A 15,172-nucleotide genomic window follows, 5' to 3' on the forward strand; every position below is an offset into this window, starting at 1 on the left:
GAGACTATGGCAGAAGTAAATGTTGAAAAACTAGCCGGGGATATTGGTACAACTGTTGATAAATTGCTTCAACAATTATCGCAAGCCGGTATCACTAAGCAAGCGGGTGATAATGTAACTGAAGCTGAAAAAGCAAAGTTACTTGATCATTTAAGCAAGCAGCACGGCGGCACAGGCTCAGATGGCCCAGCACGTATGACATTGCAACGTAAGAGCAAAAGCACATTAAGTGTGACGGGTTCTACAGGTCAAGCAAAGTCAGTTCAAGTTGAAGTACGTAAAACACGTACTTACGTGAAGAAAAGCGCGGTTGAGCAAGAGCAAGAGCAAGCGCGTATAGCAGCAGAAGAAGCCGCTCGTCGTGAACTTGAGCAACAAGCTGCAAAAGAAGCAGCTGAGCTTAAAGCAAAACAAGACGCAGAGCGCAAAGCCAAAGAAGAGGCTGACCGTAAAGTGAAAGAAGAAGCTAAACGTAAAGCAGATGCTGAACGTGTAGCAAAACAGAAGCAGATGACCCCAGAACAAACCGCGAAGTCTGAAAAAGATCGCGTTGAAGCTGAGCGTCTGCAAAGAGAAGCAGAAGAGGCCGCATTGAAGAAAGCTGAAGAAGAAGCGAAACGTCAAGCAGAAGAGGCAAGAAAGCTAGCAGAAGAAAATTCAGCTCGCTGGAAGAAAGAAGAAGAAGAACGTAAGAAGCGCGAAGAAACCGCTGATCACCACCTTACGACTTCTACTTACGCACGTGAAGCAGAAGATGTTGCTGATGCGCGTGATGAGCAAGGCACACGCCGTGCTAAGAAAAAGAAAAAAGCCCCAGCGAAGGAGAAATTTGTTCCTTCAAGAGGCAAGAAAAGCAAGCTAAAAGCACCAGCTTCATTACAACATGGCTTCCAAAAGCCAACGGTTGACGTGAAAAACGAAGTGCGTATTAGCGAAACAATTACAGTTGCTGAGCTTGCATCACGCATGGCCGTTAAGGGCGCTGAAGTTGTAAAAACAATGATGAAAATGGGTGACATGGTTACCATTAACCAAGTGATCGACCAAGAAGCTGCACAGTTAGTTGCAGAAGAAATGGGCCACAAAGTTATCATTGTTAAAGAAAACGAATTAGAGCAAACAGTACTAAATGACCGTCATGAAGATGGTAAATCTGAGCCACGTGCACCAGTAGTAACTGTAATGGGTCACGTTGACCATGGTAAAACGTCAACGCTTGATTATATTCGTTCAGCAAAAGTGGCCTCTGGCGAAGCCGGTGGTATCACACAGCATATCGGTGCTTATCATGTTGACGTAAATGGTAACATGATCACTTTCTTGGATACTCCTGGTCACGCGGCGTTTACGTCAATGCGTGCTCGTGGTGCTAAAGCAACAGATATCGTAATCCTAGTGGTTGCAGCAGATGATGGTGTAATGCCACAAACTAAAGAAGCGGTTCAGCATGCGCGTGCAGCTGGCGTTCCTTTAATTATCGCTGTTAACAAAATGGATAAAGAAGGCGTAGACCCAGATCGCGTTAAGAATGAGCTTGCTCAACTAGACGTTATTCCTGAAGAGTGGGGCGGTGATACACAGTATGTGCATATTTCTGCTAAAACTGGTTTAGGTATTGATGACCTTCTTGAAGCGGTATTAAACCAATCTGAGTTGTTAGAACTTACTGCTCCAACTGTGGGTATGGCTGCTGGTGTTGTTATTGAATCTCGTCTTGATAAAGGCCGTGGTCCAGTTGCTTCTATCCTTGTACAATCTGGTACGCTTAACCAAGGTGACATTGTATTATGTGGTCTTGAGTATGGTCGTGTTCGTGCAATGCGCGATGAAAACGGTAAAGACATCAAGTCTGCAGGTCCTTCAATCCCAGTTGAGATTTTAGGTCTATCTGGTATTCCAGCAGCGGGCGACGAAGCAACTGTAGTTAAAGACGAGCGTAAAGCCCGTGAAGTTGCACTTTACCGTCAAGGTAAATTCCGTGATGTTAAACTAGCACGTCAGCAAAAAGCGAAGCTTGAAAACATGTTTACTAACATGACTGAAGGCAATGTATCTGAAGTTAATGTGGTACTTAAAGCAGACGTTCAAGGTTCAATCGAAGCAATCTCTGATTCATTGACTAAACTGTCAACAGATGAAGTTAAAGTGAAGATTGTAGGCTCAGGCGTAGGTGGTATCACTGAAACTGACGCAACCCTTGCTGCAGCATCTAATGCAATCGTGGTTGGCTTTAACGTTCGTGCTGATGCATCGGCACGTAAAGTAATTGAGTCTGAGAACTTAGACTTACGTTACTACAGCGTTATCTATAGCTTGATTGACGAAGTGAAGCAAGCTATGTCTGGTATGTTAGCACCAGAGTTCAAGCAAGAGATCATTGGTCTAGCTGAAGTTCGTGACGTGTTCAAGTCACCTAAAATTGGCGCTATCGCTGGTTGTATGGTTACTGAAGGTGTTATTAAACGTAGCGCACCAATTCGTGTACTTCGTGATAACGTGGTTATCTACGAGGGTGAGCTTGAGTCACTTCGTCGCTTTAAAGACGATGTTGCTGATGTTCGTAACGGCATGGAATGTGGTATCGGCGTTAAGAACTATAACGACGTTCGCGTTGGTGACCAAATCGAAGTATTCGAAACAGTTGAAGTACAACGTACACTTTAATTGTTCGTAAGCTAAGATAATAAATGGGGGCTCAGCCCCCATTTGTGTATCCATTATTTAAATAACTTATTTATATTTCTCAATGAGTTATAATTTTTAGAGTAGAGTCTAATGAGAGAGTTTTCTCGTACTGATCGTGTTGCTCAGCAAATTCAAAAAGAAATTGCTGTTATTTTGCAACGTGAAATTAAAGATCCACGTTTAGGTATGGTTACAGTATCTGCTGTAGAAGTATCACGTGATTTATCTTATGCAAAAATCTTTATTACTGTGTTTAACACCCAAGATGAAGATGCTGCAAAGCAAAGTGCTAAAGTATTAAATGAAGCGACCGGTTATATTCGCTCACTACTTGGCAAACGCATTCGTGCCCGTATTATGCCAGAGCTTAAGTTTGTGGTTGATAATTCACTGATGGAAGGCATGCGTATTTCAAACCTTGTTGATTCTATTATTCGTGAAGATAAAGCAAAGCATGTAGATGACGAAGTTGATAGCGTAGATGATGCAGAGCATATCGACGAAACAGACAGCGAAGAAGGCACTAATACAGATGGCAAAGCGCAGTAAAGGCCGTCCAGTTGACGGTATTTTGTTGTTAAACAAACCAATAGGCATTTCATCAAATAAAGCGCTACAGCAAGCTAAAAGTGTGTATTTTGCACAAAAAGCGGGGCACACCGGTGCCCTTGATCCGCTTGCAACGGGTATGCTGCCTATCTGTTTTGGTGAAGCGACTAAATTTACTCAGTTTTTACTCGATACTGACAAAACCTATGTAGTTCGCGCTAAATTAGGTGAACGTACGACAACATCAGATTCTGATGGTGAAATTGTCAGTACTAAAGATGTCAATGTGACGGCTGAGCAACTTAGCGAAGAAATTGCTAAGTTTTTAGGTGAGTCAGATCAATACCCGTCAATGTATTCAGCGTTAAAATATGAAGGCCGACCTTTATATAAATATGCGCGTGAAGGCATTGAAGTACCTCGCAAGTGCAGAAAAATCAACGTATTTAGTTTAACACTAGATGAGTTCGATGAAGCTAATAACGAAGTGCAAATGACCGCCCATGTTTCAAAAGGTACTTATATTCGTACTATCGTCGATGACTTAGGCGAAAACCTGGGTTGTGGCGCGCATGTGATCATGTTGCATCGCAGTGCGGTAGGGCATTACCCTGCTGACAAAATGGTGTCACTTGAGCAGTTAGAAGCGTTATTAGTAAAAGCGAAACAAGAAGAGCTTACGCCTTCTACTTATCTTGATGAACTATTACTGCCAATGGACACCGCATTAGTTGGTCTACCTGTGGTTGAGCTCAGTAAAGAGCAAGGTAGTTCTTTTAGCCATGGTCAGGCGGTTGTACTTGATATTGAACTGCCAGAAGGGGCAATTAAAGTGCTCGCTGATGGTGTGTTTATTGGCACTGGTGAACGTAATCCTGATGGCCATTTAAAGTCAAAACGTGGCTTATCAAATCAGCAAGAAACAACAGCGTAAAGTTTAGCTTGTAGTTATTGCCGTAGCTGGTAGAATACGCCCGCTAATCGTTTTGGCTGAATTAGTGATCGGCTAAGACACCTTTTAAATTTTATTTTTGGAGTTACTATGTCACTAAGCAATCAAGAAAAGATCGATATCATCGCAAAATTCGCACGTGCAGAAGGCGACACTGGTTCACCTGAAGTACAAGTTGCACTTCTTACTTTTGATATCAACAAGCTTCAAGGTCACTTTGCTGATCACAAGCATGACTTCCACTCACGTCGTGGTCTGCTTCGTAAAGTAAGCACTCGCCGTAAACTGCTTGATTACCTTAAAGGTAAAGACATTGCACGTTATACTGCGTTAATCCAAGAACTTGGCCTACGTCGCTAAGAACTAGATTACATAGAAAGGAGCTTTATAGCTCCTTTTTTTGTGCCTGAAATTTCTCACTCTCTCTGTCCACAACAATTAATTCTCTTGAAATATCAAATAAAAGCCACATAGTTAGTGACAGCAAAGCACACTTTTTAGCGCGCCTATTATCACCACTTTTATCTAGGGACTAAGCTCGCAATTTTGCATTACTTTGTTATATACTATGCGCGTAGATAAAAAGGTTTATCTACGCTTATTCACATCATTGCCAATTGTAGTACTTAATTGATTTCCAACTGAATACAATTATGTACTGTAATTGGTACTTTGATGGCAACTTATTAGAACACATTTAAGGAACATTTTAAGTGCAAGCAATTATTAAAGAATTTCAACTAGGTCAACATACAGTTACCCTAGAAACCGGTGCAATCGCTCGTCAAGCAGACGGCGCAGTACTAGCAAGTATTGGCGACACATCAGTATTAGTTACTGTTGTTGGTAAGCGTGAAGCACAACCTGGCCAAGATTTTTTCCCACTAACAGTTAACTACCAAGAGCGTATGTACGCTGCAGGTCGTATCCCTGGTGGTTTCTTAAAGCGTGAAGGTCGTCCTAACGACGGTGAAACACTTATTGCACGTCTTATTGACCGTCCAATTCGTCCACTTTTCCCAAATGGTTTTGTAAACGAAGTACAAGTTATTGCTACTGTTGTTTCTGTTAACCCTGAAATTCAACCTGATATGGTTGCAATGATCGGTACTTCAGCAGCACTTGCTATCTCTGGTATCCCATTCAGTGGTCCAATTGGTGCAGCGCGCGTTGGTTACATCAACGGCGAATACGTACTTAACCCAACGCTAAAAGAGCTTGAAGAAAGCCAACTTGATTTAGTTGTTGCTGGTACTGATAACGCAGTACTTATGGTTGAATCAGAAGCTGACGTACTTGCAGAAGACGTTATGCTAGGTGCGGTTGTATATGGTCATGAGCAATCTCAAGCGATCATCAACGCAATTAACGAATTCAAAGCAGAAGCTGGCAAGCCTACATGGGATTGGGCAGCACCTGAAAAGAACGTTGCTTTAGAAGATAAAGTAGCAGCAATCGCAGCTGATAAAGTAGGCGAAGCTTACCGCATCACTGATAAAGTGGCTCGTAAAGAAGCACTCGGCGTAGCTAAAGACGAAGTTGTTGCTGTATTAACAGCTGAGCTTGCTGAAGGCGAGTCACTAGACAAGCAAGAAGTTGGCAAAGTATTTGGTTCTCTTGAGAAGAAAATCGTACGTGGGCGCATCACTGCTGGCGAAAAACGTATCGATGGTCGTGAACCAGATATGATCCGTGCACTTGACGTAATGACTGGCGTATTGCCACGTACTCACGGTTCTGCAATCTTTACGCGTGGTGAAACACAAGCACTGGTAACAGCTACACTTGGTACAGAACGTGATTCACAGTTAATCGATGATTTAACTGGCACGCACAAAAACCACTTTATGCTTAACTATAACTTCCCTCCGTTCTGCGTAGGTGAAACAGGTTTTGTAGGTTCTCCTAAGCGTCGTGAAATCGGCCACGGTAACCTAGCTAAGCGCGGTATCCAAGCTGTAATGCCTACATTGACTGAGTTCCCTTACTCAATCCGTGTTGTATCTGAGATCACTGAATCAAATGGTTCATCTTCAATGGCATCAGTATGTGGTACTTCACTTGCACTTATGAATGCGGGTGTGCCAATTAAAGCGTCTGTTGCGGGTATCGCGATGGGTCTAGTTAAAGAAGACGAAAAATTCGTAGTTCTTTCTGACATCTTAGGTGATGAAGATCACTTAGGTGACATGGACTTTAAAGTAGCTGGTACTGCTGCAGGTATCACTGCACTACAGATGGATATCAAGATTGAAGGTATCACTCAAGAAATCATGCAAATTGCGCTTAAACAAGCAAAAGCTGCACGTTTACACATCTTAGGTGTGATGGACGAAGCGATTTCTGCACCGTCTGAAGAGCTTTCAATGTTTGCTCCGCGTATCTACACTATGAAGATACCACAGAAGAAAATCGCAGAAGTTATCGGTAAAGGCGGCGCAACTATTCGTCAACTTACTGAAGAAACAGGTACTACGATTGAAATCGGTGATGACGGTACAATCAAAATTGCAGCAACAGACGGTGAAAGCGCAGCAAATGCAATTAGCCGCATTGAGCAATTAACAGCTGAACTAGAAGTAGGTACTATCTACGAAGGTAAAGTTGTACGTATCGTTGATTTCGGTGCGTTTGTAAACATTCTTCCTGGTAAAGATGGCCTAGTGCATATCTCTCAGATCAGTACTGAGCGCGTAAATAACGTGACAGATCACCTATCTGAAGGTCAAGAAGTTAAAGTTAAAGTACTAGAAGTAGACCGTCAAGGTCGTGTACGTTTAAGTATCAAAGAAGCAATGGAATCAGCAGCTGCCGCAGCTGATGCACCAACTGACGCTTAATTGTTGATATTTAATCCAGATATTCTCTGGATAATATAAAAAGGGGCTGTATAGCCTCTTTTTTTATGCTTTAATGAAACCTCTTTGGATAGCACTTGTCCTATCAGTTTGCTACTTATCTTGGTATAAAGGATTTTAATGATACTTAAACACATAGCCTTGGCATCGTTTGCTATTCTGTCTTTAAGCGCCTGTCAATCTACTTCGCAAGCACAACCGACTGCGATTGTGAATGTGCCTTTCACTGCGCCTTTAGCGTCTGATTTTCGTAGTGAAATAGCGATAGCTCGTTATTCTGAATTATTAAATCGTGCTGATCTAGCGCCAGATCAACAAGCAAAATTATTTTATGACCGTGGCGTATTATTTGATAGTTTAGGTATGTCTACCTTGGCGCGGATTGATTTTAATCGTGCTGTGCAATTGAAGCCCGATTTAGCCGAAGTGTATAACTTTTTAGGTATTCACCATACCTTGATGCAACAATTTGAAAAAGCCTATGAATTTTTTGATTCAGCGTTAGAACTCAATGAGCAACACGAATATGCCTACTTAAATCGTGGTATTGCTCTTTACTATGGCGATAGAGCAAATCTTGCAGCAGCTGATCTTAAAGAGTTTTTATCTCGTTCGCCAAGTGATCCTTACCGGGTGTTATGGCTTTATCTAGCGCAAGCAAGCGCTGATCCTGTGCAAGCTTTAGCAAACTTAAAAAGCAACGCACAAGGGCTGGATGATAGCCAATGGGCGTATAGTTTAATATCACTTTATTTGGGCGATATGAGCGAGCAGAGCTTTTTAACAAGTCTTGCAGATGGTGTTAAAACTGAACAAGAATATGCGCAGCGGCTATGCGAAGCTTACTTTTATTTAGCTAAAATATATCAAGCTAAAGGGCTTGATTATCAAGCCGCAGATTTCTTTCGTTTAGCACTTGCCACCAATGTGCATGAGTTTGTGGAATATAAATATGCCCGTTTAGAGCTTGAGTTAATGGCTGGTGAAAACGACAGTTAAATTATTTATTAGCGTTGTTGTTATGCTGAGTTTGGGATATTTACCAAGCTCAGTTAATCAGCATCGCGATATTGCCTTTTGGCATGTAAAACATACCCCAGATTCTATTCTTATTAGTTATTATCGTTTTATTGACGATTTTAATGCTCAGCTTAATTCATTGACTGATGCTACCTTATACTTATTAGCTATAAATGCTGTTACAGATGCACAATTTGCTTGGGCACTGCGGTTACTAACAAATGATCAAGCACAATCGGCTTTACCTTTTTGGCGTGTTAGCGTGGCTCAGCAAAGTGTTGATAAGCGCCGCAGACTCAGTGCATTGTTACTGCAATCAGAACGTTGGGATGATTTAACATCACTGGCAGAGCAACACCTGTTGCCTGCAAGTCATGCGGCAGAACAATTAAAATTACACCATGGCGCCACACCGGCGAGTATTGACCAAAGCTTTGCCAGTCATGAGGGATTTTTATTATCCTTTTCACAGCTGCAAGCGCAACCGCAGTGTCAGTTTAATGTGTTGATGATGACAGATCATCGCCAAGGTTTAGCAAAACTTAATGCATTTAAAATTCGTTATCAACAACACCCCCAACCGAGCTCAGGCAGTTTTTGTTTTAGTAAGCCGATTTATTTAGGGGACTCCATAAACTGCCAACAACAGCCGCAACATGCCGCTAAATGTGATTGGCAGCCTTTAGCTCACAATAAAGCTTGGCCAACGGGCTTTGATTTTATAGTGATGATGACCGCAACTGGCTCAGGCAATGTGCAAGGTGGCATAATGCACTTAAACTCGGCGAGTTATTACGGTTTATTTTTACATGAGCTGATGCACTTTAACGGCTTTGAAGATGAGTATCCATTACCCGCAGCGAAGCAGGCGTGGTTATGTAATCAAAAAGGCTTGGTGGCGCCGAACCTTTTTATTGCCAATGATCTTACACCACCGGCTGGCTGGCAGCTAAGTGATAGCTGTCAAACACCAATTAAAGCATATAAACCAAGTCATAACTGGTCAATAATGCAATATCAACAAATCCCTTTGTCAGTGCATTATCAACAATTATGGTTGCAACAAATTACTGATCCGAGCTATCAACCACTACGATTTAGCGACTATTTTCAGCAATTTAAAGCACCTATGAACTTTATAAACAAAATGACAAAAAAAAATATTGAGGGATAAAGTTGTAAATAATATGCTGTCAGCACTAAAATAGTACAAAATAACAGCAGGTAGAAGGGCTTACTATAGACAAAATCGTCGCTGATCAGTATAACTATATACCTATAAAGCGTTTATTGAAGCTAAAATTAAAACCATCCGAAATGACCAGTACTAAACTAAAACTAACTAGCAGTGTATTGATACTCTTATGACTTCAAAAGGTTTCTCTCTATGACTTTGCTCTGGATACCCCTGTTATCCTTAATTGGCAGTGTTATTTCTTCCTGCACCGGCAAATTGACTCGTAATCAATCTACGAGCTTAACTATGCTAGCGCCTTTATGCGCCTTAGCAATTGCGATTTATCACACGCCAGCGGTTTTAGCGGGTGAGACAATTCGCTTTACCACTCAATGGATACCAGCGCTGGGTATGGAGCTGGCTTTTCGCCTAGATGGCTTAAGCTTATTGTTTATCTTTATGATCTTAGGGATCGGGTTGCTGGTTATTTTTTATACTCGTTATTACCTAAGTAATAATGACTCGATGCCAAAATTATACTGTTACTTAATGCTGTTTATGACTGCAATGCTCGGTATTGTGATGTCGAATAACGTGATTCAACTATGGCTGTTTTGGGAATTAACCAGTATTAGCTCATTTTTGTTAATCAGTTTTTGGTGGCATAAATCAGAGGCCCGCAAAGGGGCACGTATGGCATTAGCAGTCACTGGAGCCGGTGGATTAGCTCTACTAGGCGGCTTACTACTGCTTGGTGATATTGTTGGTAGCTATGATCTAGACGTTATTTTAGCTAGCAAAACATTGATCCAGTCACATGACTTATACGAAGTTGCATTAGTGTTGGTATTGCTAGGTGCATTTACTAAATCAGCTCAATTCCCATTTCATTTTTGGTTACCGCACGCAATGGCAGCCCCAACGCCAGTGAGTGCCTATTTGCATTCAGCGACTATGGTAAAAGCCGGTATCTTCCTGCTTGCACGTTTTTATCCAGCGTTAGCTGGAACAGATATCTGGTTTATTTTGGTTGCCATGACCGGCTTAACAACGTTATTGGTCGGCGCCTACATCGCTTTATTTAAGCATGATTTAAAAGGGCTGCTGGCGTATTCAACCATTAGCCATTTAGGTTTGATCACTTTATTACTTGGGTTAGATACTGAACTTGCCACAGTAGCGGCAATATTTCATATTATTAACCATGCAACGTTTAAAGCATCATTATTTATGGCCACCGGTATTATTGACCATGAAACTGGTACGCGAGATATGCGTAAGCTCAATGGTATGTGGCGATTTATGCCTTATACAGCGACACTGGCAATGGTTGCTGCAGCGGCAATGGCTGGGGTGCCGCTATTAAATGGTTTCTTGTCAAAAGAAATGTTTTTTGCAGAAACCTTACATCAACAAATACTAGGTTCTATGTCGTGGCTTATTCCTGTATTAGCAACTCTAGCGGCTGCTTTTTCTGTGGCATATTCGGCACGCTTTATTCACGATGTATTCTTTAATGGCGACCCAATCAATTTACCAAAAACACCGCATGAGCCTCCTCGCTATATGCGTGTGCCAATCGAAATACTAGTTGTGTTGTGTTTACTAGTCGGTATGTTTCCAAACTTTGTGGTTGATGGTATTTTGTCAGCGGCGTCGCTAGCAGTTCTTGGGGAAGCGACACCACAGTTTAAACTGTCAATTTGGCATGGTTTTAATTTACCATTGCTTATGAGTGCGATGGCTGTCGTGGGCGGTGTATTTATATATATTCAGCGTAAGCACTTATTTAAGTTTCAAGCATCACTACCTCCATTAAATGCTAAAAAAACCTTTGAGCGGTTTGTCTATGCGATCATTAAGTGGAGTCAAGAAAAAATCAGCAGCACCGAAAATGGTTCTCTGCAACGTTACATTGTTGTGATGTTGGGGGTCGTATTGTTGTGTGCTGGTTGGCCATTGTTTGAAATGAACGCTTTGGCGGGTACTGCGCCACGTACGCCGATCGATTTTCATAATGCCATTGGTGCAGGTTTAATGATCATCGGTGCCATTAGCACTGTGATTTGGCATCGCTCACGGATGGTATCGTTATTGATGATATCAATCGTAGGGTTAATGGTTTCAGTGGCATTTACTCGCTTCTCAGCGCCCGATTTAGCGCTTACACAGTTAACCGTAGAGGTAGTGACAGTCATTTTATTAATGCTGGCATTATTCTTCTTACCGCAACGCACCCCTAAAGAGTCGAGTTCATTACGTATTTTACGTGATTTAGGGATTGCCTCAGCAGTGGGGGTGGTTATTGCCAGTATTTGTTATGCATTATTAACGCGTCCGCTTGAGTCAATTTCAGATTTCTTTATCGCCAATGCAAAAACTGGCGGAGGCGGTACCAATGTCGTAAACGTTATTTTGGTTGATTTCAGGGGCTTTGATACCCTAGGGGAAATCACGGTACTGGGGATTGCAGCGTTAGGTATTTATAAAGTATTAACTAATTTACCATTGTTTATGCCAGCCAGCGACAGTGAAGGTCGCCCTTGGGCGCGAGAACGTCATCCTCTGTTATTAGCCAGTATTTCACAAAGTTTATTGCCATTGGCGTTATTAGTCTCTGCGTATATCTTTTTGCGCGGTCATAACTTACCTGGTGGGGGCTTTATTGCCGGGTTAGTCACTGCAATTGCCTTTATTTTGCAGTATATGGCTCATGGTTCAATTTGGATCTCTGAGCGCTTTGATGTGAACTATCGAAAGATCATTGCCTCGGGTATCGCCATTGCAATGTTAACAGGGCTAGGAAGTTGGGCATTTGGACGACCGTTTCTAACCACTTGGTTTGAATATTTTGATGTGCCATTTATCGGCAAAGTAGAACTGGCCAGTGCCATCGTATTTGATTTAGGTGTTTACATGACCGTAGTCGGCGCGACCTTAATGATACTCGCAAGCCTAGGTAAGTTAACCGCAGATACACCTAAGAAAGAGGTAAATATTTAATGGAACTGTTATACGCATCATGCGTTGGTGTACTGGTGACTTGTGGGGTGTACTTGATCCTAAGAGCACGGACTTTTCCGGTAGTATTAGGGTTAACGATGCTGTCATACGCAGTGAACTTATTTTTATTCTCTGCGGGGCGCTTAACTATTAATAAAGCCGTCGTGCTTGGTACAGGCACTGACTATGCCGATCCGCTGCCGCAAGCGTTGGTACTGACAGCTATTGTAATTGGTTTTGCAATGACCGCCTTTGTCGTGATTTTGGCAATTCGTGGTCGTGCTGATTTAGGCAATGATCATGTAGATGGTCACTTAGGTAAAATTGAACACAAGGAGCACAAATGATCCAGCATCTAGCTTCTTGGCCAATTTTATTACCTATGCTTGCCGGCATTATTTTACTGTTACCTCCCTGTGGGAAAAGTATTCCTATTCGTCGTGTTGCCTCTGTAGTCATGGCATTATTAAACACTTTCGTCAGTGCGCTATTATTATGGCAAGTTTTCCAGTCAGGCATTATTGTGTATGCCATCGGCGGCTGGCAAGCCCCATTTGGGATCGTGCTGGTTGCTGATTTAGTGTCAGTCCTACTGGTGTTACTAACGTCATTTCTAGGTTTGGCTGTTACTGTTTACAGCTGTATGGGAGATGATGAAAAAGGGGGCTTTTTTCATCCTTTAGTACACTTTTTAGTACTGGGTGTTAACGGTGCGTTTTTAACAGGGGATTTATTCAACCTGTTTGTATTTTTTGAAGTGCTGTTAATTGCTTCCTACTCATTACTAATGCATGACGGTGATAAACACAAAACGCGATCAGCCATTCAATACGTGAGTTTAAACCTGATTGGATCGAGTGTGTTTTTGATTGCACTGGGTATTTTATATGGTGTATTAGGCACCTTGAATATTGCCGATATGGCACAAAAAGTGTCGCAGTTACAGGGCGATGACGTCTACCTTGCAAAAATTGGTGGGTTATTACTGCTGGTTGTTTTTGCGCTAAAAGGCGCATTGTTACCACTGCACTTATGGTTACCCAATACTTACGCTAGTGCAATGCCTGTGGTGGCAGCATTATTCGCAATTATGACTAAAGTGGGTGTATACGCAATGCTGCGTGTCTATACCGTTATCTTTGGTGATGAAGCAGGACAACTTGCACACATGGCACAACCATGGTTGTGGGGCTTGGCCGTTGCAACTATTATAGTTGGCTCCATTGGTGTTGTTGCCGCGCAAGATTTACGTAAGCTCACTGCTAATTTAGTGATTGTATCGGTGGGGACGTTAGTCGCCTTAGTCGCATTACAAAACATTAATGCCACAGCGGCGCTGTTGTATTACTTAGTGCATTCAACCTTAGTGTGCGCGGCCTTATTTTTAGTGGCCGACCTGATTGCTCATCAGCGTGGTAAAGTTGCGGATCGTTTTGCGCCAGGACGCGGCGTAGCGCAACCATACTTATTAGGCACGTGCTTTATTATTGCTGCTTTAGCTGTAGTCGGCATGCCACCACTGTCAGGGTTTATTGGTAAAGTGTGGATTTTAAAAACCACCTTAGATAGCGAAAAAGCATTGCTATTTTGGCCTGTTTACTTGCTTGCCAGCTTTGCATTATTGGTCGCATTATCTCGAGCGGGTACTACCTTGTTTTGGGAACGCAAACACCAAGACTGTGAACCGACTGAAGGAGTAAAAGCGCATCCATTGCAGATCACGGCAATAATTGCTTTATTAGTTTGTTCGCCTTTGTTAGTGATCTTTGGCGGCGCAGTAAGTGAATATATGATTGCTGCTGCTACGCAATTGCATGATATTACCGGTGGTATCAATACGGTACTTGGAGGGGGCTTATAATGCGTTTAGAATCACGTTTTCGTTGGTTACCAACACCTTTTCGCAGTGCATTATTGTTTGTCGTATGGCTGCTACTTAATAACAGCGTATCGGCAGGTCATATAGTGTTGGCTGTGATATTCGCTATTTTAATTCCTTTAGTCAGTTTTCCATTTCGCGAACCGCAACCGCTTATTATTAAGCCCGGTTTAGCGCTAAAGCAGTTAATTATCGTGATGTACGACATTATTACCGCCAATATGCAAGTCGCATTGCTTATTCTTGGGCCAGTTAAAAAACTGCGTCCCGCGTTTGTAAAAGTACCAATAGAGCTCAGCCATGCTATGCCTATAACTATTTTGGCAAGCACAGTATCGCTCACACCGGGCACCGTAAGTGCAGAGGTATATCCGATACCTGAATCTCTCGCTGAGGGTGAGCAACCAACGCAGCGTTATTTGCTTATTCATGTATTAGATTTAGATGACGAACAAGCATTGATCGACACCATTAAACAACGTTACGAAGCACCTCTTAAGGAGATATTTCAATGTTAGAAACGGTCTTTTTAATTGTTTTTGCAATGATTGGTTTATCGTTACTGCTTAACTTATGGCGTTTGGTGGTAGGCCCTTCGGTACCTGACCGCATTTTAGCGCTAGATACTATGTATATTAATACCATAGCGTTAATTATTTTATACGGTATGAGTATGGGCACAGGGTTGTATTTTGAAGCTGCACTGTTAATCGCGATGCTTGGCTTTGTAAGTACAGTAGCGGTATGTAAGTACTTGTTACGTGGCGACATCATCGAATAAAGGGTAATAACATGATCAGTGAATGGATAGTTTCTATATTATTATTAATCGGTGGTGCATTTATATTAATAGGCTCGATAGGCCTTATCAAAATGCCGGACTTTTTTATGCGCCTGCATGGTCCTACAAAAGCAACAACCCTTGGCATGGCTGGAATGCTAATCGCCGCGATGGTATTTTTTAGTAACACGCAAGATGGCGTTAGTGTCAAAGAATTATTGATCTCAATTTTCTTATTGATCACCGCACCGATCAGCGGTTACATGCT

The 15,172-nt window shown here is 42.2% G+C and carries 13 protein-coding genes; all 13 read left to right on the forward strand.

Features of this window, described 5'->3' with window-relative positions; all coding sequences use genetic code 11:
• Window positions 1-6 precede the first annotated feature (6 nt).
• Window positions 7-2,664, forward strand: a complete 2,658-nt coding sequence (gene infB / locus H5203_RS12630; protein WP_182731377.1) for a translation initiation factor IF-2 — start codon at window positions 7-9, stop codon at window positions 2,662-2,664.
• Between the two features lie 111 nt (window positions 2,665-2,775).
• Window positions 2,776-3,234 (forward strand): 30S ribosome-binding factor RbfA, encoded by a 459-nt coding sequence (rbfA, locus tag H5203_RS12635; protein ID WP_145240438.1) that lies wholly within the window; start codon window positions 2,776-2,778, stop codon window positions 3,232-3,234.
• Window positions 3,218-4,168 carry a tRNA pseudouridine(55) synthase TruB gene (gene truB, locus H5203_RS12640; protein ID WP_145240440.1) on the forward strand — a complete coding sequence of 317 codons (951 nt, stop codon included), beginning with the start codon at window positions 3,218-3,220 and terminating at the stop codon, window positions 4,166-4,168. Before rbfA ends, truB begins: the two co-directional genes overlap by 17 nt.
• 108 nt (window positions 4,169-4,276) lie before the next feature.
• Window positions 4,277-4,546, forward strand: coding sequence for a 30S ribosomal protein S15 (gene rpsO, locus H5203_RS12645; protein WP_016707659.1), 270 nt, complete (start codon window positions 4,277-4,279; stop codon window positions 4,544-4,546).
• A gap of 353 nt (window positions 4,547-4,899) precedes the next feature.
• Window positions 4,900-7,026: a polyribonucleotide nucleotidyltransferase gene (gene pnp / locus H5203_RS12650; RefSeq protein ID WP_145240442.1), complete on the forward strand. Its 2,127-nt coding sequence runs from the start codon at window positions 4,900-4,902 to the stop codon at window positions 7,024-7,026.
• A gap of 138 nt (window positions 7,027-7,164) precedes the next feature.
• A complete protein-coding gene (gene nlpI, locus H5203_RS12655; RefSeq protein WP_182718695.1) occupies window positions 7,165-8,043 on the forward strand; it encodes a lipoprotein NlpI in 879 nt (292 codons plus the stop codon).
• A complete protein-coding gene (locus tag H5203_RS12660) occupies window positions 8,027-9,238 on the forward strand; it encodes a hypothetical protein (RefSeq protein WP_182718694.1) in 1,212 nt (403 codons plus the stop codon). Before nlpI ends, H5203_RS12660 begins: the two co-directional genes overlap by 17 nt.
• 213 nt (window positions 9,239-9,451) lie before the next feature.
• Entirely contained in the window at window positions 9,452-12,244 is a 2,793-nt protein-coding gene (locus H5203_RS12665) for a monovalent cation/H+ antiporter subunit A (protein WP_149983002.1), read from the forward strand.
• Window positions 12,244-12,591 (forward strand): Na+/H+ antiporter subunit C, encoded by a 348-nt coding sequence (locus tag H5203_RS12670; RefSeq protein WP_145240450.1) that lies wholly within the window; start codon window positions 12,244-12,246, stop codon window positions 12,589-12,591. Before H5203_RS12665 ends, H5203_RS12670 begins: the two co-directional genes overlap by 1 nt.
• Window positions 12,588-14,105 carry a monovalent cation/H+ antiporter subunit D gene (locus H5203_RS12675; RefSeq protein ID WP_145240452.1) on the forward strand — a complete coding sequence of 506 codons (1,518 nt, stop codon included), beginning with the start codon at window positions 12,588-12,590 and terminating at the stop codon, window positions 14,103-14,105. Before H5203_RS12670 ends, H5203_RS12675 begins: the two co-directional genes overlap by 4 nt.
• Window positions 14,105-14,641 (forward strand): Na+/H+ antiporter subunit E, encoded by a 537-nt coding sequence (locus tag H5203_RS12680; protein WP_145240454.1) that lies wholly within the window; start codon window positions 14,105-14,107, stop codon window positions 14,639-14,641. Before H5203_RS12675 ends, H5203_RS12680 begins: the two co-directional genes overlap by 1 nt.
• Window positions 14,635-14,904, forward strand: coding sequence for a K+/H+ antiporter subunit F (locus H5203_RS12685; protein ID WP_016707651.1), 270 nt, complete (start codon window positions 14,635-14,637; stop codon window positions 14,902-14,904). The genes H5203_RS12680 and H5203_RS12685 overlap by 7 nt, the downstream gene beginning before the upstream one ends.
• A gap of 11 nt (window positions 14,905-14,915) precedes the next feature.
• The coding region (locus H5203_RS12690; protein ID WP_182819829.1) for a Na+/H+ antiporter subunit G at window positions 14,916-15,172 on the forward strand (257 nt) is incomplete at its 3' end.

The organism is Pseudoalteromonas sp. SG41-1 (assembly GCF_014164575.1).
Classification (GTDB): domain Bacteria; phylum Pseudomonadota; class Gammaproteobacteria; order Enterobacterales; family Alteromonadaceae; genus Pseudoalteromonas; species Pseudoalteromonas rhizosphaerae.